16 protein-coding genes are annotated in these 22,141 nt (G+C 65.6%); 6 read left to right on the top strand and 10 right to left on the bottom strand.

All coding sequences use genetic code 11. The features are described 5' to 3' along the window. Positions 1 to 116: 116 nt before the first annotated feature. From EXU48_RS19895 to EXU48_RS19875, 5 genes are all read right to left on the bottom strand, one after another. Positions 117 to 1,043 (bottom strand): carbohydrate ABC transporter permease, encoded by a 927-nt coding sequence (locus EXU48_RS19895; protein WP_133109461.1) that lies wholly within the window; start codon positions 1,041 to 1,043, stop codon positions 117 to 119. Positions 1,044 to 1,048: 5 nt separating this feature from the next. Next, positions 1,049 to 1,963 carry an ABC transporter permease gene (locus EXU48_RS19890; RefSeq protein ID WP_133109427.1) on the bottom strand — a complete coding sequence of 305 codons (915 nt, stop codon included), beginning with the start codon at positions 1,961 to 1,963 and terminating at the stop codon, positions 1,049 to 1,051. Between the two features lie 219 nt (positions 1,964 to 2,182). Further along, positions 2,183 to 3,916, bottom strand: coding sequence for a type 2 periplasmic-binding domain-containing protein (locus tag EXU48_RS19885; RefSeq protein ID WP_133109426.1), 1,734 nt, complete (start codon positions 3,914 to 3,916; stop codon positions 2,183 to 2,185). Further along, a complete protein-coding gene (locus tag EXU48_RS19880) occupies positions 3,913 to 7,239 on the bottom strand; it encodes a CBM96 family carbohydrate-binding protein (RefSeq protein WP_133109425.1) in 3,327 nt (1,108 codons plus the stop codon). Before EXU48_RS19880 ends, EXU48_RS19885 begins: the two co-directional genes overlap by 4 nt. A 108-nt stretch (positions 7,240 to 7,347) precedes the next feature. After that, positions 7,348 to 8,373 carry a LacI family DNA-binding transcriptional regulator gene (locus EXU48_RS19875; RefSeq protein WP_133109424.1) on the bottom strand — a complete coding sequence of 342 codons (1,026 nt, stop codon included), beginning with the start codon at positions 8,371 to 8,373 and terminating at the stop codon, positions 7,348 to 7,350. Between the two features lie 69 nt (positions 8,374 to 8,442). Between EXU48_RS19875 and EXU48_RS19870 the strand changes: the two genes are divergently transcribed. From EXU48_RS19870 to EXU48_RS19850, 5 genes are all read left to right on the top strand, one after another. Next, complete coding sequence (locus EXU48_RS19870) at positions 8,443 to 9,192, top strand: SDR family NAD(P)-dependent oxidoreductase (RefSeq protein ID WP_133109423.1); 750 nt, start codon at positions 8,443 to 8,445, stop codon at positions 9,190 to 9,192. Then, positions 9,189 to 9,839, top strand: coding sequence for a cyclase family protein (locus EXU48_RS19865; RefSeq protein WP_133109422.1), 651 nt, complete (start codon positions 9,189 to 9,191; stop codon positions 9,837 to 9,839). The genes EXU48_RS19870 and EXU48_RS19865 overlap by 4 nt, the downstream gene beginning before the upstream one ends. After that, complete coding sequence (locus EXU48_RS19860) at positions 9,836 to 10,666, top strand: DUF6772 family protein (RefSeq protein ID WP_133109421.1); 831 nt, start codon at positions 9,836 to 9,838, stop codon at positions 10,664 to 10,666. The genes EXU48_RS19865 and EXU48_RS19860 overlap by 4 nt, the downstream gene beginning before the upstream one ends. Continuing rightward, on the top strand, positions 10,663 to 10,992 hold the full coding sequence (locus EXU48_RS19855; RefSeq protein ID WP_133109420.1) for a hypothetical protein: 330 nt from the start codon (positions 10,663 to 10,665) through the stop codon (positions 10,990 to 10,992). Before EXU48_RS19860 ends, EXU48_RS19855 begins: the two co-directional genes overlap by 4 nt. 143 nt (positions 10,993 to 11,135) lie before the next feature. Beyond that, entirely contained in the window at positions 11,136 to 12,641 is a 1,506-nt protein-coding gene (locus EXU48_RS19850; protein WP_133109419.1) for an alpha-L-arabinofuranosidase C-terminal domain-containing protein, read from the top strand. A 620-nt stretch (positions 12,642 to 13,261) separates the two neighbouring features. Here EXU48_RS19850 and EXU48_RS19845 read toward each other — a convergent pair. Beyond that, the gene (locus EXU48_RS19845; protein ID WP_133109418.1) at positions 13,262 to 14,278 is read right to left on the bottom strand and encodes a zinc-dependent alcohol dehydrogenase; all 1,017 of its coding nucleotides are present in this window, start codon (positions 14,276 to 14,278) and stop codon (positions 13,262 to 13,264) included. A 173-nt stretch (positions 14,279 to 14,451) separates the two neighbouring features. After that, positions 14,452 to 15,849, bottom strand: a complete 1,398-nt coding sequence (locus EXU48_RS19840) for an FAD-dependent oxidoreductase (protein ID WP_165962907.1) — start codon at positions 15,847 to 15,849, stop codon at positions 14,452 to 14,454. Positions 15,850 to 15,975: 126 nt separating this feature from the next. Here EXU48_RS19840 and EXU48_RS19835 point away from each other — a divergent pair, with 126 nt between their 5' ends. Continuing rightward, positions 15,976 to 17,169 (top strand): citrate synthase, encoded by a 1,194-nt coding sequence (locus EXU48_RS19835; protein WP_165962906.1) that lies wholly within the window; start codon positions 15,976 to 15,978, stop codon positions 17,167 to 17,169. A 44-nt stretch (positions 17,170 to 17,213) separates the two neighbouring features. Here EXU48_RS19835 and EXU48_RS19830 read toward each other — a convergent pair whose 3' ends face one another. The 3 genes from EXU48_RS19830 to EXU48_RS19820 all read right to left on the bottom strand — a co-directional run bounded on the left by EXU48_RS19830 (position 17,214) and on the right by EXU48_RS19820 (position 22,060). Further along, positions 17,214 to 19,985, bottom strand: a complete 2,772-nt coding sequence (locus EXU48_RS19830) for a discoidin domain-containing protein (RefSeq protein ID WP_133109415.1) — start codon at positions 19,983 to 19,985, stop codon at positions 17,214 to 17,216. A 162-nt stretch (positions 19,986 to 20,147) separates the two neighbouring features. Then, positions 20,148 to 21,068 (bottom strand): carbohydrate ABC transporter permease, encoded by a 921-nt coding sequence (locus EXU48_RS19825; RefSeq protein WP_133109414.1) that lies wholly within the window; start codon positions 21,066 to 21,068, stop codon positions 20,148 to 20,150. Next, the gene (locus tag EXU48_RS19820; RefSeq protein ID WP_207947843.1) at positions 21,065 to 22,060 is read right to left on the bottom strand and encodes an ABC transporter permease; all 996 of its coding nucleotides are present in this window, start codon (positions 22,058 to 22,060) and stop codon (positions 21,065 to 21,067) included. The genes EXU48_RS19825 and EXU48_RS19820 overlap by 4 nt, the downstream gene beginning before the upstream one ends. Between the last annotated feature and the right edge of the window lie 81 nt (positions 22,061 to 22,141).

Raw genomic sequence — 22,141 nt, 5'->3', positions numbered from 1 at the left:
GCCAGTCAGGCTGCGTGACTAGCCAATGTCACCTGTTCGTGCAGCAGACCCGACGTCGTGTTCTGTGGACCAGCAGTCCGAGGCAAGTCTCGAGAACGTGCCCGCACGCCGAAGTGTCAGCCCTTGACGGCACCGGTGAGGAACCCCTTCGTGAAGTGCTTCTGGAGTAGCGGGTAGACGCACGCGATGGGTACTAGCGAGACGATGAGGATCGCCATCTGCAACGCGGGCTGCGGCGGCGGCAGGTCACCGGCGGCGACAGCGTCACCGGCGCTGATCGCGGCGTTGTTGATGAGGTACTGCCGCAGCACCAGCTGGATCGGCCACTTCTCCTGGTCGTTGAGGTAGAGCAGCGCGGAGAAAAAGGTGTTCCAGAACCCGACCGCGTAGAACAGCCCGATCGCCGCCAGGATCGGCTTGGACAGCGGCAGCACGATGGTGAGGAAGATTCGCATCTCCGAGGCGCCGTCGATCGCCGCCGCCTCGGACAGCTCCGCCGGCAGGTTCTGGAAGAACGCTCGCATTACGATGCAGTTGAACGCCGAGACACTCACCGGGATGATGAGGCTCCACAACGAGTCGAGCAGCCCGAAGCCCTTCACAGTGAGGTAGACCGGGATCATTCCCGCGGAGAACAGCATCGTCATCAGTGCACCCATGAGGATGATGCGTTTGAACGGCAGTTTCTGGCGTGACAGCGCGTACGCCAGCATCGCGGTCACGGTCAGCGCGACTGCGGTCCCCACGACGGTGACGAAGCCGGTGACGGCAAGCGCCCGGGTCACCTGCCCCCCGGCGAAGATCACCCGGTAGGCCTCGAGGGTCGGTCGCTCCGGCCAGATCACCATGCCGCCCCCGGTATCGATCTGGAGCGGATCGGCCAGCGAGGTCGAGATCACCATGAGAAACGGGCCGATCACCGCCAGGCAGCACACCGACAGCGCGACGATCTTGAGCGCCTCGGCTGCGGGTGAGGATCGGCCCCTGCGGAGCCGCCGCTTCGGGCTGGACCTGGGGATGCGATCCTGCACCGGTAGGGTCATGCCGGTCACTTGTTTGCTCCTCGATAGATGCCGTCCTCACCGAACATGTGAGCGACCTTGTTGGCGAGCAACACCAGGGCCACCCCGATAGCCCCCTTGACCAGCCCGACGGCGGTGGAGACACCCCACTGCCCGCCGATGATCCCGTTGTTGTAGACGTAGGTGTCCAGTACCTCCGAAGCGGCGAGCCCGACCGCGGGTTGCTGCAGGATGATCTGCTCGAACCCGACGCTGAGGATGTCGCCGATCCGCAGAATGAGGATGAGGATGATGACCGGACGTATCCCAGGCAACGTGATGTGCCAGAGTTGTCGCATGCGGCTAGCACCGTCGACCTCCGCAGCCTCATACAGGCTCTGGTCGATACCCGACAAAGCCGCGAGGAACAGGATGGTGCCCCAGCCGGCGCTCTTCCAGATGTCCTGGATGATGAGCAGCGGCTTGAAGAAGTCGGGGTTGCCGATGATCTCAGGCTCCGGTCCGCCGAGCGCAGCCATCAGGCTCTCCAGCGGCCCGCCGTAGCCCAGGATGTGTTGGAACAGCGCGACGACCACCACCCAAGACAGGAAGTGCGGCAGGTACAGCACCGACTGCACGATGCGCTTGAACCGCTGGGAGGCGAGGCTGTTCATGAGCAGCGCCAACATGATGGGCACCGGGAAGGTAAAGGCCAACTGCAGCAGCGTGATCACGATGGTATTGCGCAGTGCGTTGAGGAACGCCGGGTTGCCCTCCCACAGGACTGAGAAGTTGTCCAGGCCGACCCACTCCGAGTCGAGGATGCCTAGAAACGGCTGGTAGTCCTTGAACGCGATCACGTTCCCCAGCAGCGGCAGGTAGTGGAAGCAAAGGAACACAGCGACGCCGGGCAACGCGATCGCCAGTAGGCTCCAGTCGCGCCGTGCCCGGCGCCTGCGCATGGCTGCGCCACCAGAGGGTGCGGAGGGCGTGGACCTCGCCGGGCGCGTGGCGGATGTTTCGTGAGTCCGCGTCGGCTTGCGAGTCTGCGCGAGGTCGCCGCGCGTCATTCGGGGCCGCCGGGTGTGCAGATCCGGAGTCCACGGCAGGCGACGTGCCGGCCGTTGCCATACACGGGCGCTCCCATGTACGGCCGCTGGTGCGGGCCCGCCGCACGGCGCTCAGCCGGCTGCTGCTGCTTCGCCATACTCTGCTGCCATCTTGTCGCCGACGTCGGCTTTCCAGTCACTGGCCATCGTTTCCCAGGCCGACACCGGCTGCGCGCCCCGTAGCACCTCGCGGAGCATGTCACCGGTGCGCTGCTCCCAGGACGCTCCCGCGGTGACCGCCGTCTCGGAGTAGAGCCCCAGCGTCGGGTTCTCGGTGCCCGCGGGGATCACCTCCTCGAGGTAGGCGTGCTGCCGCCGGACCATCCCGTCTTGACCGGGGGCGTACAGCACTGCGTTCGCGTTCGCGCCGCAGTACTGCCATCCTTGGACGGTGTTCGGCCGCTGGTCCGGCAGGAACTCGGGCTCTCCGTCCTGGCGCTCGTACGTGAAACCTTCGGCGCCGTAGTTGACGGTGAGGAACTGCTCGGTCCCGAAGGGCGAGGCGATGAAGTCCGCAATACGCAGCAGTTCCTCCAGGCGGGCATCGCTCGTCTGCTTCTTGATGGCGACGAACGCCGGGTAACCCGCCTGCAGTTTCCAGAGCGGCGCCTTGCCCCCGCCGGCCCATTTCGGTAGCCGCACGTACCCGATGTTCCACGACGGTTCGGACCGCGCGAACGTGCCCCAGCCGGCGAAGGACTGCCACAGCATGCAGGTGGTCCCTGCGCGCCACCAGGTGTTGTGCTGTCCCGGGTCGGAGAAGGAGTTCGGGTGGAGGTAGCCGGCATCGATGATCTTCTTGCCTTCGTTCAGTGCCTCGACCATCTGCGGGGAATTGAACATGTGGGTAAAGGTGCCGCCCTCAACCGCCCAGGTGTTGGGCGCCTCCATCATCTCGAGCAGGCCGTTGAGCAGCCAACTCACGGGGTCGGTGCCGAGCGCGAACTGGTCGTTCCCCCGGTCGGTGAGGGTCGCAAGCAGCTCGATGAAATCTTCCCCCGAGTTGAGGTCGGGGTAGGGATCCAGGCCCTTTTCCTCGAAGATGTCGCCGCGGGTGGACAGGATCCGGCCCGCCGGTGGCCGCGGTTGCGGGATGCCCCAGAGGCGTCCGTTGATCTTCGGGATGGTCCACGACGGCGTGGGGATGTTTGCCAGTCCCGGGTAGGCGGCGACGCCGTCGCCGCCGAGGATGTCCGTGAGGTCGCTGAACTCGGCCTCCAGCAGCTGCGGCAACTGCGGCACTGTCAGCATCTGCATGAAGTCCGGGATGTCGCCGCCGGCGATTACGACCTGGAACCGGCTCCTGTACTCGTCGGCGTTGATGGTCACGGCTTCCATGAGGTTGCCGGACTGCTCTCGGAAGAGCCGGTAGGCCTCATTCTGGTCCGGTGCGGTTGGCGGCACGCCGCCCTGCAGCAGTGCCGTGACGCCGTCGGTCTGTGGCAGCGGGAAGTCCTCGCGCGCGATCGGGCTGTGCGGATAGTTGAAGAAGGCTGGTGCCACCCCGATGTCCGATCCCGGCAGGTCGGGTGTCACGCCGTCGAACGGGATGTACGCCGGTGGGGTCCATCCGGTGCCCTGCGACCCACCGCCATTTCCACCGCTGCCGCCACCGCCGCCCGAGCATGAGGCGAGGGCGAGGGAGCTGAAGGCGGCACCGAGGAAGCCGCCGAGGACGAGGCGGCGCGACACCGCGCCGAATTGGGGGTCGCGCGCGGGTGATGCGTGCATGGTGGTGGGGCCCTTCGGGTCGTCGCGGGGGATGGATGTGTTGGAATCGGTGCTCTCGGAGCCGGTCGGGCTCATGCGAGCACGACCTCCAGGTAGGGGATCGTCGTGGAGCGTCGACCTGAGACCTCGGTGGCGAGCCCGGTACCGCTGGCCGGTTCCTGGACGAGCGCAAGCAGCACGGCCTCGCCGGCGCCAATCTGCTCCGCCAGTTCGTCGGTGAGGTCGACCGTGCGCCACGCGACGGAGCTGTCGACGGGTACGACGCCGAGCGCCGCGCCGAGCGCAGGTTGGTCGTTCCAGGTCGTGGCCGCTTCGTCGAACGCACCAGCGGCCGCACGGACCACCAGGTCGATGCTCGATCCGGCTGGATCGGCCACCCTCGCGGACAGGTGCAGCAGCACCTGCGCGATCGGACGCGACTGCGGCTGCGGCGCGAACTCCAGGAACGCACGTCGGTGGAGGTCGTCGTCCGGGTCGAGGGTCGCCTTCACCCGGAGCACCCCGAATGTCCCGTAGTTCGTATCGGCGTACTGCCCGGCGCGCACGTACGTGTCCCCGATAGAGGCGAACCTTGGACGGTCCGGATCCCCGACCGCGACGGTGCAAGCCGTGTGAAGCAGGCGCCGACCAGGCGACGTCGCGATCGCGACCACGGTGGCCGCACCGATTGACTCCCCAGAGATCACGCCGCTCTGGTCAACGGTGGCCACCGACTCATCGAGCGAGAGGTACTCGACCGTCCAGTCGTCGACGTCGATCTGAGCGCCACTCCGCGCGATACCGGCGAGAGTACTGGCCGCGCTGCCATCGACCGGAACATCGCCGACGGCGAGCTCCAGGCGCTCCACCCGCTCCAGCCAGCTGGTCTCGACCTCGCGACCCGGGATCTCGACCTCGGTGATGGAGTTCCACTGACCGGTCGAGGTGCCGAAGCACACGATCCGGATGTAGCGCGCGGTCACGGAACCGAAGGTGGTCGTCTCTAGCCCCGCGGTAGTGCCGCTGCTTTGCCCCTGCCAGACGGGCGTCCAGCTCAGGTCGTCCTCGCCGGCGACCTCGATCGCGAAGGACGCGACCCGGGCCTCGCCGCTCTGCCAGGCAATCCGGATGCTCCCGATCGGCCCATCCGAGCCCAAGTCGAAGGCGATCCACTGCCCGTCGCCGAACGCGGACCAGCGGGTACCGGTCTGGCCGTCCATCGTGTTCTCCGGGACGTTGCCGTCGTCGTCGCTGGCGATGATCGGACGGGCGAAGTTGCCCAGACCCCACGGGTTGTGCTGCCAGATGAGGTAGCGACCGGGGCGATGGCCAGGTTTAGTCACAACCACGGTGGCCGGGGTGGACGCGTCACCGTCGGTGACAGTGGCGCTCGCCCCAGACTCCGCGGTAGCGGTCAGGTTCGCGAGCTCGCCCACGCGGTAGCTGAAGTTGCCGGGTGCGAACGCGGGGATCGGCGTGTCATCGTTCTCAAGCGACGTCAGCATGGCGACCTCGCTCGCCGGCGCGACCCAGTCCGCGAGTGGCACCACCGGCTCCGGCGCTGCCGCCGGAGCGCCGGGCACGCGCGGCTCGAACTCCACGGCGATGCTGCCCTGCTGTACCCCGACAAGCCGGATCGCGAGCTTGGAGATGCTTCGGTTCTGCGACTGTCCCGCGGGGTCCGGCGAGGTCCACAGCGGCCGGGCAGCAAGTGCGAGGAACACCGCACCGGGCGTCGTAATTCGCGCCAGCAAGCTCTCACCCCTGGACGTCAGGGTCGCGCTGCGACCATCCGCTGCGATCTCGACCTCGGCGGCGGTGTGGGCGAACCACCAGACGTCCTGGGGCTCGTCCAGCTCGAACTCGTCCTGGACCAGGACCCGGCGACGGTGGTCGAACAGGCGCCAGCCACGCCGCCAGGACACGATGCCGTCCCGGGCGTCAGTCCCGTCCATGACGGCCCACGCCTCCTCGGGTCCGACCGCGCGAGCGACGACGGTACCGACCGCTTGCAGCGCCTGCCCGGGTGAGTCGATGTCACCCGGCCCGATGACCAGGGTGTTCTGACCCTCGGGGCGCTTGCGGTAGTAGCTCCAGCGCAGGCTCCGGAAATAGCTGGGCAGGCCGTAGTCGTCACTGCCGAGCTCGGTGAACCAGCGCTGCCCGAGCGCATCGAGCACGAACGTCCCGATGTCCATGTCCGAGTGGCCAGATATCTCCAGCGTCCGCTCGCTATTGTCGCCCCCCTTGGCGCCGAGGTAGAGCGCCTCCTCGCTCTCCCATCCGCTCCGGAAGGTCACCACGCAACAGCGGTCGAATCGGGCATCCAGAGCCGTGTCGGCCTCGACCGGACCCTGCACCAGCTCGGGGTCATACCAGATCAGGCCGCTCGCCAACTTCGGCCAACCGGACTTGCGCTCCTCTACGCCACGCAGCCCGATCCACCCGACGTCGTCCCGCCCGAATCGCTGGGCCAGCCAGAGCAGTTCAGGCGCATGCACCGGCGTGTCCGCGCCATCGTAGTAGTTGAAGATCAGGCCAGTTGGGCCCGTCAGGTGCAGGGGAAAGTCACCGGTGTCCGCGACGCCAGGCAGGTCGGCGATCCCCTCGTCGTCCCCGGTGGCGCTCTCCAGACTCGCGACGAGCAGCACGAGATACTTGAAGGCGTACTCCCAGTAGGCCGGGCCCTCGGGGTAGCCGCCGTCGGGACCGTAGGCCTCCAGGGCGAGCGGCAACGAGGCGAGCGCCTTGGCCAAGATGTCCTCGGCGAGATCGGTGTCGACGTCGGCGACAGCGAGAGCACCCGCGACCATGCCGCCATTGCAGACGATGTTCCAGTTGTTCGGCCACGCAGGCCACGGCTGCGATCCCGCATAGGCGGGGAGCGCGGCGCTCAGCCCGTGGGCGATGATCGCTGTCTCCAAGACACCGCGCTGGGCGCTGGTCCAGTGGCCGTACAGCCAGTCGTAGCCGATGGCGACCGCGTGCGTCATCTCGGCGGTGTCGAGGAAGTGTGACGGATGCCAGTCAGGAAAGGCGCACACCGCGTCGAGCTCCTGCCACAGCCGCGTCGCGTAGCGCGGGTCGTCCGTGAGGATCCAGGCGGTCGCCAAGGAGTAGACCCGGTGCAGTACTTCGCGACTGACGGCGAGCAGTCGGCCGCCCGAGAGCGTGTACGCCGAGACCGGCTGGCCGGTCAGCCCCTCGGCGACGGCGACGATCTCCGCACACCACGCCTCGGCGACCGGGTCGCCGACCGCGACGTTGCGGATCCGATCGAGGTCGGTGAGCAGCAGCCTGGGGTGCTCGGGGCGGATCGTCCGCGGCGCTGCTGCGGCGAGTCGTGCCTCCAGGGACACGTGGCTGAGAGCGCCGGCGGCTGCGGCAGTGGCAAGGAACATGAAGTGGCGACGTTGCACGGTGGAACCTCCGACCGCGACTGTAGCGCTACATACACCCTCCCGCAAGTAGGACGGTCGGAGGTACGTATGCACGGTCCGCAACTGTCGCGGCGATGACTAATCTGGTCAGTGGGCGGCAGTGCGGCCCGGCGCCGCGGTGCTTGCCCGGATAACCAACTCGTGGTTGGTGATCACGGTGCGGGGCCCGTTCTGTTCGGAACCCTCGCCTGGCCCGGAGATGAGGTCGAGCGCGTGCCTGGCGATCGCAAGCTTGTCCGGTTTGATCGTGGTGAGCGCCGGGTTCGAGTACCGCGACTCCTCGACGTCGTCGAACCCCATGATCGATAGCTCCCCGGGAACCGCGACGCCGCGGTCGTAGGCCGCGTGCAGCGCGCCAACCGCCAGCAGGTCGCTGAGACAGAACACCGCGGTGGGCGGCTGCGGGAGTTCGAACAGTTGCTGCATCGCGCGGTAGCCGTCGACCCGGTGATAGGTGGGCACGTTGACCAGTAGCTCCTGGCTGCGCTTGATCCGTGCTACCTCTAGTGCCCGGGCGTAACCCGCGAGACGCCCGTTCGGCTTGCGGCTATTCGGCTCCAGGTGGGGACCGATCAAGGCTATCCGCCGATGCCCGAGCGAGACCAGGTGCTCGGTGGCCTCCTGAGCCGCCGCGACGTTGTCGATCACCACATGATCGACGTTGGTGAACACCTCCGAACCCCCGAACAGCACCAGCGGGACGCCAGGACGGGCACCGTTCAGATCGGATTGCGTCAGGGTCGAGGGGTAGAGCAGGATTCCATCGGTCAGCAGGCTCATCGAGCCGTGGATCAGATCCAGCTCGCGATCGCGGTCCCAGTCGCTCTGGTTGATGAGGATGTCCATCGAGCGCTCAAGAGCGGCCCGCAGCATCGCACTGGAGATCTCCGCGAAATACGGGATCTCCACCTCGGGGATGCTGAGAGTCAGCATGCCGGTGCGGCCCTTGGCCAGGCGTCGCGCGGAGAGGTTCGGCTTGTACCCGAGGTGCCGAATGGAAGCGTCAACCAGCAGCCTCGTGGACTCAGCGACCCCGGGGCGACCGTTGACCACGTTGGAAACTGTCATCGGTGAGACTCCGGCGTGCGCCGCTACGTCTTGCAGCGTGGTCATCGGACAGTTTTACCCCACGATTCTCGGATCTGCGCTTCACAGGTCGCTTGTAGCGCTACAGTACTCCACATGAGTCAACGAGTCGCTTTAGTTACGGGCGGTGGGTCCGGTATCGGCCGGGCTGTCGCACTGCGTTTCGCCGCCGGGGACGCCGCGGTGGTGATCGCTGACGTCGATGCCGACGGTGGTGCTCGCACCGCCGCCGAGATCGAATCGGCGGGTGGGACTGCGCTGTTCGTGCCCTGTGCCGTGCAACGCGAAGACGACATGCGCGCCCTGGCCGCCGTCATCGAAGAGCGTTGGGGCCGGCTCGATCACGCCGTCAACTGCGCCGGCGTGGAGCAGCAGCGCGCGATTATCGCAGACTGCACCGAGGAGAACTGGGACCGGACGATCGACATCGACCTCAAGGGCATCTGGCTGTCGATGAAGCACGAGATCCCGCTGCTGCGGCGCGCGGGCGGCGGCGCGATTGTCAATACCTCATCGGTCGTCGGAGTGCGCGGCGTCCGAGGTGCCGCCGCCTATGTAGCTGCCAAGCACGGGATCATCGGCCTCACCCGTTGCGCCGCGCTGGAAGAGGCCGAGCACGGCATTCGGGTCAACGCGATCCTGCCTGGCCACATTCGGACACCGATGGTGGAGCGCGTCATCACCAAAGAGCCGGTCAAGGAACAGGCGTATCTGGACAACGCGGCGCTGCGGCGGCTCGGCGACCCCGACGAGGTCGCCCGACTCGCTACCTGGCTGTGCGGCCCGGACGCCTCCTTCATGACGGGCGACGCGATCGCCGTCGACGGGGGGGTGCTGGCGCGATGAGTGCACTCTCGACGTCGCTCGGGCCGATCATCGACATCTCCGCACCGATCCTGCCGGGAATGGCATCGTGGGAGGATCGTTTCCCGCCGGAGGTGCGCTGGCACTCCAGGCATCGACCCGGCGAACGGACCGCTCACAGCAGCTGGTTGCTCAACAGCCACACCGGCACCCACGTCGACGCCCCCTACCACCACCTCGCCGGAGGCGCCCGGATTGGCGGGCAGTCACTGGCACCGCTGATCGGCCGCTGCCGGGTGGCCGAGGTCGCCGCGCCGACCGGCACAATCGAGGCCGCCGAGATCGACGCCCTGCAGCCGCAGCCGCAGGAGCGACTGCTCCTGCGAACCCCGGCGCCAGCACGCGCAGGCGAGTCGTTCGACCCTCACTTCCGCGCGCTCTCCGGAGCGGCGGCCGAGCGGCTGGTCACCGCCGGCGTCGCCCTGATCGGGATCGACGCACCTTCCATCGAACCTTTCGGCTCAACGGATCGCGCGGTACACCACACGTTGCTGGGCGCCGACGTCACCGTTGTGGAGGGCCTCGTGCTGCACCACGTCGACCCCGGGGAATACCTGCTCATCTGCCTGCCTCTGCCCCTGGCCGAGGCAGAGGCCTCGCCCAGCCGAGCCGTACTGCTTCCGCTGTGAACGCCGCCGACGGCTTCGAGCCGCTATCCCAGATACTGCTCGACGACGACTTCGACCGCGGGCTGCAGGGCTGGACGCTGCTGACCGGGAACTACGAGGGCTCGCTGGACACGATCCTTCCCGAGCAACGCGACTTCCGACCCCCGATGCTCAGCAACCTCACCATGTGGGACACCGGCACCGCGGGCTCGCTGCATGGCAGTTACGCGATGAAACTGGCCACCCGTGCCCGCCGCGACAGCATCGCCGTTGCCCTGAAGCGCCTGACGTTCCGGCGGGCGCAGCCGATCCGCGTCGAGGGATGGGTCACCTCCAAACCGGAGGCGACGTCGATGACGCTGTCTGACCGTGACGTGCGCAGCTTTGGCATCTTCCTCGACCTACAGGACGACGAACACCGGGTGATGCCGCACCTGCGCTTCCTCAACGCCGACGGCGACGGCCCGCCACGGCACCAATGGCAATACAAGGCGAGTCCCCGCCGCGCGCAGACGATCTCCTCCGAGACCAGGACCCACTTCCACCTTGGAAACGATCAGTGGACTGACGTCCCCGACGGCCGTCAGGACCTCTGTTACAACGAGTTGGCCACGAAACAGAACTGGCACTACCTGAGGGTGGACTTCGATCTGGCGACGATGCGCTACCTGGAGTTCCAGTGCAACGACCGTGTCTGGTCCGGCGCCTCGCTCGAACCGCTGACTATGCCCGCCTGGCCCAACCTGCGCGGGATGCTCAACGTCGGGTTCTGGGTGGACGCGAACACCGACTCCCGATCCTTCCTCTACGTGGACTCGGTGATGCTGTCGACGGGAGTTATCGGATGATCCGTGAGAGCCACACCGCGATCCTGGAGCGGCATGCCGACTTCTCCGGCACCCATCACACCGAGCCGTACGAGTGCGCCTGGGCAGGGGAAGCCACGGCGTTCCTGTATGCGGTTGTCCCCTGCCCCGACCCGATCGCACTGGAGGTCGAGGTCTCCGCAGACGGACGACGCTGGCTGCCCCATGGGACATCTGCCGTGCTGCCAGCCGGTGCCGAGGGCATCCGGGTCCCGATCTCGCACTTCGGTGGCTGGCTGCGGCTGAGGATCGACGGGCCCGATGCGACCGCGTTCAAGTATGACCTCTACCTCGTGCTCAAGCAGTAGCAGCGCGTTCCGCCGTCCCAAATCCGCCGAGCAGATTGAGACCGCCTAGATGTACGGCGACAGCGGGAGGCGGACTCATAGTGACGGAGTCTTGAGCAGGTCCCTCTCGCTTCGCGGGAGCCTTCATCTACCCGCTGCGCAAAGTGAACCAGAAGGACCTCATGACCAACGCCAGGACTCTGACCAGCACGATCACGGTGGCGGAACCCGCGGCACCGATTGAGATCAACCGCGACATCTACGGACAGTACTTCGAGCACGTAGAAGACTGCGTCTACCCGGGGTTAATGGACGACGACGGGCTCCGCGAGGACGTGATTGCTGCCGCGGCCGAGCTGCAGGTACCGGTCGTGCGCTGGCCCGGGGGCTGCTTCGCCGACTGCTATCACTGGGAGGAAGGCGTCGGCCCCCTCGAGCGGCGCCCCGTGCGACCCAACTGGCACTGGGGCGGCGGCCAGCTCGAGAGTCACCAGTTCGGAACACACGAGTTCCTCAACTGGTGCGAACGCGTGGGCGCAGCTTCCTACATCAACGTCAACATGGGCACCGGCACCATGATCGAGGCGCTCCGATGGCTCGACTACACCACCGGCTCCCAGCCCACGAGCGACGTCCTCGAGCGGATGCGCAACGGGCGCCACGATCCGTGGCCCGTCGCGTACTGGGGCCTGGGCAATGAGACCTGGGGTGCCTGGGAGGCCGGGCGGATGACGGCGGCGAAATACGCAGACACGCTAGACAGCTGGGCGCGCTTCTTCCGCCGCTACCAGCCTGACGTCCGCCTCGTCGGGGTCGGCTCGAGCGGCGCCACCGACCCCGATTGGGATTCGACGGTCCTCGATGTGGCAGGAAGCAGCATCGATCTCCTCTCCCTCCACCTCTACGGGTCGAGAGTCGATCGCGATGGGCACCCTGCCGCCAGCAGCGAGGCACGCCGAGCCGTCATGCTGGCACCCCTGCACTTCGAGGCACAGATCGAGGCGATGGGCCAACTGGTCCGCAAGCACAACCTAACTGCCTCGCGGGTAGTCGGAATCGCCATCGACGAGTGGAACATTCGACACTACCGACAGGAGGCAGACGACACCTTTCGCCTGGATCGGACGGCACCGCGGACGGGCAGCGACGCCATCTTCGTCGCTGGTGTGTTCCACGCCATGCTCCGCGCTGCGGATGTCGTCACCATGGCGAACTACGTATTCCTCGTCAACGGAAACGCAGTCCTCGACGCCCGTCATGGGACCGTGATGCGATCAGCACTGTTTCCCATCTTCCGCACCTACCGGGAACGCCTGACCGGGACTCGCATGGACGTACAAATCGACGCACCCGAGGTCGAGGTCCCCGACCTGCACAGCCGCAACCCCTCCGTCCGTGTCGATCCCAGCAGCGTTCCGCGACAGGTCCCAGCGCTGGACGCCGTGGCCACCAGAAACACCGACGGCGTCCTACAGATCGCGATCCTCAACCGCAGTGAGCAGACGCTGAGCGCAACGCTCGATGTCCCTGCAGGCACTATCACCATGGCCGAGTCGTACCGGTCACCGCTCGGCACGGACGCTCTCGAGCACGAGACTCGCGTCGCGACATCCGTCGGCGACCTGCACCTGCCAGCGGCCTCGTGCACGTTCATCACAGTGGCGCACTGACCCTTCGCAAGCCGTCGTCGTTTCCAAGGTGCTACGGGAGCGCGCCGGCACAAGCCTCGTCGGCGCGACCACGCTGGACGTGGGGGGCAAGATCGACGCACACGGGAAGGTGCGGACTTCGACCCCTCGAGCGAGAGTTGCGTGCGGCCGTTGCCGACTCGATCAAGCGCTGGGCAAGCATCGTCTGCCTCTCTTCGGCTTTCACGGAGTGCTCGGAGAGGACTGGAAATCCATCGGGCACAAGCGTTTCCGCTCGGTCGGGCATGACCTGCAGCAAATTGTCGGCGCCCAAGGCGAACGCCGAGGCCCACGTTAAGACCGTCCATGAGCGTCACGGGTGGGATCGGGCGCTGTCGGGGAACCCGCGGCTGCAACCGCCGGAGTAGCTCCATGGTGCCGCTCGATCCGAGGTTGGTCGGTACCGGAACTCGGTGGAGTTCCGCTTCAACACCTAGTCGCTCTCTTCGAAACTTCGGGTCAAGACCTCGCCTGACACGTGGGCGGCACCGTGTAGTGCGGGTCGGTCAGTCCGTGAGTCGAGGTCCAGGTGGCCTCAACTCCGCGTCAGGCGGTGCCTGCTCGGGCACTGGAAGCGGGGTCCGGGCCGTCCTGGATCGGGTTCAGTGCGGCCAGTCGAAGATCGGCTTGCCTATGCCCCCGTCGGCAGAGTGTCGCAAGGCTTGCTCTGCGTCGGTGATGCCGAACGTCGGCCCGAGTAGCCCCTCAAGTTCTCGATGGTGTGTGGCAGCGAAGTCCAGCACGTCGTAGAACAGATCGGCGGGGCACACCGAGGAGCCGACCAGGGTCAACTCACGTGCCAGCAGTTCTTCGGCTCGGAACGTGAACCGACCTCCACCGCCGACGACCACGGACCGCCCTCCGGGGACCAGTGCCCGAATCGAATCTGCTTGTGCACCTGGGTGCCCACTGCACTCGATCGTGGCGTCGTAGCCACGTGTGTGACCGGCGGCCAGCGAGGCGTGGAAGTCTTCTGGGTCGCTCACGAGAGTCGCGCCCAACGAAGCTGCCATGTCCCGTCGACCGGCGATGGGATCGATGGCGGTGACTTCGACGCCGTGTGTGGCGGCGGCCATCAGCGCGCACAACCCCACCCCTCCCAGTCCGAAGATCGCGACCTTGCCGCCAGCAGACAAGGCCGCCTTGCGCACCGCGGAGTGAGCGGTGGACAGGTTGCACGCGGTCATGACCGCGACGCTGTCCGTCAGGGCGTCCGGCAGTCGGTACACCGCTCGGTCGGGCACGCACACGTACTGCCCGTACGAGCCATGCAGGGTCCGTCCCAAGACCTGCTTGTCGAGACAATGGGAGTAGTTTCCGGACGCACAGTCTCGGCATCGCCCGCAGCCGATATGGAGCATGCCGACGACGACGCGATCACCCGGTCCGAATGCCACGACACCCGGTCCCACGCAATCCACCACGCCGACGGCCTCGTGTCCCGGCACGACGTCGCGTCTGTGCCCGCGCTGTTGTGGAGTCTCGCGCCAGTAGTGGACATCCGTGCCACACACACCGGACTTGGTGAGCCGGATGAGCACTTCACCGGGTGTCGGCTCTGGCGGTTCCATCTCGACGGCCAACGTCACTGCGTCGCCAGGAAACAACACAGCCGGCATTCAGATCACCTGCCCTTCGAGAACCGGCGCAGCAATTTCGACTACCGGTGGCAGTACGACCGTCTGGTGTCCGCTGGGTGTGAAGCATTGGGGTGCTGAGCGCCGAGAGACTCCGGGTCGACGCGCGATCATTGCCATTCCGTGGTCAAATCGGCATGTTGATTCACGATTGCTCAGTTGGTGCCGTCGACGACGGCGCCGTCTGCCGTGAGTCGAGAGCGCAGCGTCGCGACATCGACTTCGCGGACATCACGCAGACCAGCCTCGACCATCATTGCTGCGGCCACGCCGACGGCCTCTCCAGTCGCCATGCAGGTGCCCATGACGCGAGCCGAGCCGTTGGCCTCCCTAGTAGAGGAGAGGCACCGGCCGGCCATCAGCACGTTCTTGATATTCTTGGGCACGAGTGCCTCGTAGGGAATGTCGTACGAGCGGCCATCATTCACTGCCCGTCGAACTTGTGCGGTGCCTTCGCCATGGATGTCGACGTGGTGACCGCCCTTGGCGACGCCGCGATCAGACTTCTTGCCCTCGACCACGTCTTCCTCAGTGAGGACGTACTCGCCGACCACGCGCCTGGTCTCCCTGACCCCAACTCGGGGTGCGATTCCGGCAAGGCGCGCATCCGCAAAGCCCGGAATGTTCTTCTGGCAGAAATCGATGCAGCGGTTGATCTGGGCGGTGAGGGTGGAGAGGGATTCGCTCAGTTCTTGGGGGTTGGTGCCATCGACCCCTGACAATCGCGTGGTGTTCATGCCAACTTCGTTGCGCGCTGGCGATGTCGGCCACAAGTACAACGCGGTGCAGGGGTCCATCGCGCCACGCTCGATCGCGTCCCCAAGGACAGTTCCGTTCGCATCGAGGGCGACGAATGGAAACCCGCCATCTCGCGCCGCACGTGCTGCCTCGCGCTTGCCGGCGTAGCCCAGGGCGGGGTTCTCTGCGAGGAGGAAGAGGTCCGGTTCGGCGGCCACCCAGTCCAGGTACTTGCTGTAGTCGACGTTCGTGAGTCGGTAGGTCAGTGACACCGGCTGCAGCTCGCCCGCTCGGCCGCCGAATTCGAAGGGCGCACCCGCAGAGACAGCCAACTGTCCGTCGCCGGTGCAGTCGATGAAGACGTCTCCGGTGATGAGGTAGCGCTTCCCCTTTCCTACCGCGATGATTCCCTCGACGCGGTTGCGGCGTACCACCACATCCTGGCTGGTGAGGTACAGCCGTGGGTTGACCCTGGCTTCGGCCAATGCCTCGATGATGCTCATCTTGAGCATCTCCGGATCGACGCACACCGCCCACATCTGGCGGTAGTCGGACATCGCCCGGGCAAAGCTCCCGGCCGACTCGACGGCGTCGAACAGCTGTCGTGCGACGCCTCCAACGATCCACTCACCCCGGGCGTTGAGACAGCCGTCGATGGGCAATCCGCTGACGAGCTCGCCGCCGAAGAACGGTCCTGCCTCGATTAGCACGGTGTCGAGGCCGCTGCGGCGCGCTGCGATCGCAGCGGCGACTCCTGCTGCTCCGCCTCCGACGATCACGATGTCGTGATGACTCGTTGCCAACTGCTCGGCCACGTTGCTCCTTCTTCGGTGTTGTTCGGTCTCGGCGAGCGAACCAGAGTTGATCAAGTCGCGTCAAGATTGAGTCATGAATCAACTATGGTCCGCTATCTTGGGTGCGGGACGTCAGAGGAGACCCAGATGAATGACTTGCTGACAGCGACACAGGCCGCGGCACGGCTGGGAGTCAAGCGCGAGACGATCTACGCCTATGTCAGCCGTGGAGCATTGCCACGGCAGCGGGATGGCAGGATCAGTTACTTTCGCCCTGAGGACGTGGACCGATTGCTGCAGGAAGGCCGTCGGCCCTCGCTCAACGAGTTTGGCAAGACCTCCCGTTTGAGCACGTTGAAGGACGACATGCTCCACTACCGGGCCAGACCTGTGTCTGAACTCGTTGAGCAACCCTTCGAGTCGGTGGCGCACTTCCTCTGGACCGGGCGGTGGGAGGAGAGCGTCGGATGGGTGGCCAACGCGGAATCCGTGGCCGTGGCCCGGCGAGTGGGTACGTCGTTGCCGCAGGAAACCATCTCCTCTGACCGGCTCCGTGTCATGCTTGCCGCCGTCACTGCCGCGGATCCGTTTCGCTCCGACTCCAGTATCCAATCGGCTGCGCACGCTGCGGGACCGCTCTTGCGGACTCTGGTGGAGGCAATGCCTCAGAGATCGGAACCGATCGATGTTGATTTGGCATCCATGCTCTGGTCACGCCTTTCGACCATCACGCCCAACGAGGAGCAGGTCCGTGTCCTGAACGCCGCCCTTGTGTTGCTCGCGGATCACGGGTTGTCGCCGTCCACGTACGCCGCACAGATCGCAGCGTCGGCACACGCCGACCTCTACGGTGTTCTAGCCGCAGGGCTAGGAGTGGGCAGCAGTGCCGTACTCGGTGCGTCCGCGACTGCCGTTGAAGCAATGCTGAGCACCTTCGGAGACACACACGGGACCATGTTCGTGTTGAGTGCACGACTCCGGGACGAAGGACGGCTACCTGGATTCGGGCACCCACAGCACCCGCAAGGGGACGCTAGGGCCAGCCACCTACTGAAGCTGCTCAAGCCGCTCGCAACAGAAGACGCCAGACTTCAGCGATCGTTCGAGATGCTGGCGCTCCTCAAGAGTCGCCGGCTCCCGCCCCCGAACGTGTACCTGGCGCTCGGCATGATTGCCGACTCGTCATCAATGGAGCACGGTGCCAGCGAGGTCATGTTTGGTATCGCACGGTCCGCAGGGTGGATTGCGCACGCGATCGACGAATATGAGATGGGCACCATCTCACGATTGCGCGAACCGCATCGGGCGGTCGAACGTGGGTGGCCGCAGACCCAGGACTGAAGCGCTCAACAACTTGAGGTCCAGACACCCCCTGGCTCAGGGCATCAGGCAGGCTGTGGCGGTTGCACCTGCACATTCACGCTGTGATGAAGCAGGAGTCGCTCCTTGGTTCGGACGACGGCGGTCACGACGACGGTGCCCGGCGAGATTGGGGCCAGGCGGTCACCAGCGATCTGGAGAACCGAGGAATCGGAAGAGATGAGTTCGACGGTGTAGTCAGAACTTGGGACGATTCCTCCCTGCGGCGATCTCAACGAAACGGAAGCTTGTTGGGCGGAGCCCGCCCGCAAGGCCGGCACCAAAAGGTGGATGTCAGTGCTTCGCAGCTGCGACGGTTGACGCGGGAGGCGCCCAGGCAGCTCCATCGAGGTGACGGCGAACAGCGAGGCGGGCCCGTCATCTCGCCGCACGATGCGTACGTGACGAGCCTTCCGCGGTGGCCAGGTCACCCGTTGAGCCGCTGTTGTTGTACCAGAGGACGATCCGGTCCAGACTTGCTGCCACGTCCCCTCCGCTCCGGCCAGTTCGACATCGAACTGGACTGAAGCGCGCGCGCCCTCGTGCCAAGCGATCAGGACGGCACCCAACCCGGTCTCGACACCGAGATCGCATCCGATCCACTCGGGGCCCGCGGTACCGGGTCGCCAGAACGAGTCCGCCGTCCCGTCGAAAGCGTTGGCGGCGACGTTCCCGTCGTCACTTCTCGCGAAGATCGGCGAGGTCATCGCCTGTGGAGAGTCATCGAGGAGTCGTCGGAGTCGGTAACTGCCGGTCCGGGCACCTCGAGCGTGGACGTCGAGCACGACATCGCCTCCGGGCTCGCGGATTTGGTCGACGGTGCTGCCGGCGGGAGCAGTCGCCTGGATTTGTCCGATCTGCGATGCGGGGATCTCGTAGCTCCAAACTTCTGGTGAGAACCCGGGAACGTCTTCTCCGTCGATGGCGAGGCGCTCCAGTTGCGCGACGGGTTCGGTGCTCACAGTCCAGTTCGCAAGCGGCATCACCGAGGTCGGTGGGGGTACTGGCTCGTGCTCGGTTACTGGTGACAATTGGACGACGAGGGTGACCGGACCCTCGACTGAGACCCGTAGCGCGAGTTTCCGTATCGCCGTGTTGGTGCTCTGTCCCCGAGGGGCGGGCGAGGTCCACATCGGGGTGGCTTCCATTTCCACGAGTAGACCCGGAGTCTGATCCGACAGTCGCACGATTAGGCGCTTGGGCCCGTCGCGGAGCACGGCGCCTCGCCCGTCGTCGGCAATGTCGATCTGCGCCGACGTGTGAAGGAACGACCAGACCTCGCCGGCTTCGTGCAGGGTGACTTCGTCCTGCAGGAGCACCTGCCTGCGGAAGTCGAACAGGCGCCATCCACGCTTCCAGGAGCGGTACGCGGGATCGGCACTGGTCAAGTCGAGCACGACGTAGGCCTCCGAAGCGTTGCTCTGATGTGCGATCACAGCCCCGGTTCCCGTCCCGGCCGCCTCGCCAAGAGTCGTCGAGCACGACTGGCCCCCGGTGGCGTCTGGGTTGGCCACCAGCGTGTTGTGTCCCTCGGTGCGCTTGCGGTAGTAGGTCCAGCGCTGACCTCCCGTGAAGTCGAAGTACCCCGGCAGGCTGTAGTTGTCCCACCCGAGGTCGTGCAGCCAACGGGTGCCCAGCGCATCGAGTACGAAGGTACCCAGGTCTAGGTCGCCGTGCGGGGTTGCGTTGTCGCCAGCCTTGCCTGCCAGCCACACCGCAGTTCGCTGCTGCCACGCGCTGCGCATGGTGACGACCTCCGATGCCCGGAAGTAGGAGTCGAGTGGCTCGCCTGCTGTTGCGGGATCGACCTCTGACCTCGGCCGGTACCACAGCAGGCTGGTCGGAAGCTGATCCCAGTCCGTGAGCAGCTCATCGGCGCCTTGGGCTGCCAACCCGGCCGCCAAGCCATCGTCGAAGCGGCGCGCGAGCCAGAAACCAGCCGGCGGCACCGTGACGCGCGCCGCGCCGTCGTAGTAGTTGAACGCCAACCCCAGGGGACCAGTGACGTGGACGGCGAATCTCGCCGTGCGGTCGAGACCTGGCACGGAACTGAGCTGCTCAGGCATGCCCGTCGCAGTCGTGAACGCGGCGAGGCCCAAGACGAGGTACTGGGTGCCGTAGCTCCAGTAGCCCAGGCCTTCGGGGTAGGCGCCGTCCGGGCCGTACACAGCGACCGCCCGGGCCATGGACGCCATCGCCGCGTCGATCACCTCCTGTGCGAGATTACCGTGCACGTCGGCGATGGCCAGAGCCGCCATCAGGAGGCCGGCGTTGCACACAAGATTCCAATTGCTAGTGCGGACCGTCCATCGATGAGCTTCCCTGTACGCCTGGAGTCCAGGGCGCAGAGCGTGCATCACAATTGCGTGCTCGAGGTGCTCTCGTTGGGTGGCGTCCCACTCTTCGTACAGCCAGTCGTATCCGACTGCAAAAGCGTGAGCCATCTCCGCCACGTCGAGGAAGTGGCTTGGGTTCCAGTTGGAGAATCGCGACGCGGTCAGCAATTCCAGCCAGAGTCGGTCGGCGAATTCCTTTCGACGCGAGACATGGTGTGCCAGCGCTAGCAAATAGGTTCGCCGGAGGACCTCCCTGCTCGTGTCCAGTAGACGCTTGCCATCGGGAATCAGGTACTCACAAGCAGGCGTGGACAGGAGCTGTTCGGCTTGCTGCTCGACGTTGCGGTACCAGCCGCGCGAACGATCGTCGTCGAGGATCAGCTCCTGAACATGAGAAAGGTCGCTGCCGAAGAGCCGCGGATGCTGCGCGACCTCCCGACCGTTCTTCGAGTCTGACTCCAACGTGGGACCTCCATCGGGATGGTTGCGGTGTGTGAGTGCACGCCCTGGGACACATCGGGGCCGTCGCCCGGACCAGGGCGGCACCAGACGGGCTCATCACCGGCGTTCGCCCAGGAAGGCTTGCCGCGGCGCCGGTCCGATTGCACGTCGCGGTTTTGACGCTCACCCCTTGACGGCGCCGATGAGCATGCCCTTGGCAAAATGGCGTTGCAGGAACGGGTAGACGAGGACGATCGGGATCAGGCTGACGACGAGGATCGCCATCTGCAGGGATTGTTGGGGAGGTGCGACCTCCCCAACGAAGCCCTCTGCGCCGACCGGGGTATCGTTCACGACGTAACTTCGCAGCACGAGCTGTAGCGGCCACTTGTCTGTGTCGTTGATGTACAGCAATGCGCTGAAGAAGGCGTTCCAATAGGCCACAGCCATAAATAGGCCGACCACGGCCATCACCGCCTTCGACAGCGGCACCACGATACGCAGCAAGGTCTGCACCTCATTGGCGCCGTCGATACGCGCTGCGTCGAACAGTTCCCCGGGGAGGTCAAGGAAGAACCCGCGCATGATGATCACGAGGAATCCGCTGATGAGGCCAGGCAAAATGAGCGACCAGTAGGAGTCGAGCAACCCAAGCTGCTTGATCAGCAGGTACATGGGGATCATGCCCGGGCTGAACAGCAGCGTGAACAGCACGATCATCAGCACGGGTTTGCTACCGAACGAGCCCGGGCGGCTGAGGGAGTAGGCCAAGAGGGTCGTGCAGGCCAGCGAGAGTGTGGTGCCCACCACTGTGATCCCGACCGATACCAGCAAGGCACGAGTGACCACCCCTCCGGCAAAGATCGCTCGGTAGGCATCCAGGCTTGGCTGCGATGGCCAGAGCACGTACCCGCCGGCGGCCGTGACCTCCGCCGGACTTGCCAGGCTGGTGGAGACCACCGAAAGGAATGGGACGATGACCACGGCGCAGCACAGCATCAGGAGGAGTCCCTTGGAGCCACGCATCAGCGGACTTGGCGGGGCCATCGCACCAGTTGTGCTTCGCGCCGTCGACGGTCGCCCGGGAATGATCTTGGCTCTCATCGTGAGTAGACCCCTCGTTCGCCGAACACGTGGGCCAGCCTGTTGGCGCCAAGAACCAGCATCACTCCGACGAGGCCCTTCACCAGGCCGACGGCCGCGGCCACGCCCCAGTCGCCGCTCAGGACGCCGTTCCGATACACGTAGGTATCCAGCACTTCTGACGCATGCAGTCCGACCGGACCCTGCTGCAGCAGGATCTGCTCGAAACCGACGGTCAGTACGTCACCCAGCTTGAGGATCAGCATCAAGAAGATCACACTCCGGATTCCCGGCAGGGTGACGTGCCACAGCTGCCTTAACCTACTGGCGCCGTCGACCGCGGCCGCCTCATACAGTTGCACGTCGATGTTGGACAACGCCGCCAGGAAGATGATCGTGCCCCAACCGGCATCCTTCCAGATCACCTGCGACGTGATGAGCCCGATGAACAGGTCCGGGTTGCCGATAATCGGGAGTGTGACCAATTCTTGCGAGCGTAGCCAGCTGTTCAACAGTCCAGCGTTTCCGAGCATGTGCTGGAAGATCGCGACGACGACCACCCACGACATGAAGTGGGGCAGGTACAGAACCGACTGCACCACGCGCTTGATTCGTTCACTGACCAGACTGTTCAGCAGCAGTGCGAGCGCGATGGGTACCGGAAACACGAATGCAATCTGCACGAGCGAGATGATCAACGTGTTCGACAGCGCCGTCAGAAACTCCGGATCCCCATTGAATATGACTTGGAAGTTCTGCCAGCCCACCCAGGGAGACTCGAGAATCCCGACATACGGCACATAGTCCTTGAAGGCAATGACATTCCCCAGAAGCGGAACGTAGTTGAACAGCACTACGACCGCGAGCCCCGGCAGACCCAACAACAGCAGTAACCTGTCCCGCCGCCAGCGACCACGGCGCCGTCCACGGCGTTGCTCTGAAGGACTGGGGCCACGGGAACTCGTCATCTGCTCTCGTCCACCCGCGTTCGGAGCGGTTTTGACGATCACCATCGTGACCCCCGCGTTGGCCGTATCGTCGTCCTCGGTTGCGAGATCTCGATGCCGAGGTCAGTGTGTCCCATCACTGGGCGT

Origin of the sequence: Occultella glacieicola, from assembly GCF_004353825.1 — a bacterium.
GTDB lineage: Bacteria > Actinomycetota > Actinomycetes > Actinomycetales > Beutenbergiaceae > Occultella > Occultella glacieicola.
This window is presented reverse-complemented; position numbering and strand designations above follow the sequence as displayed.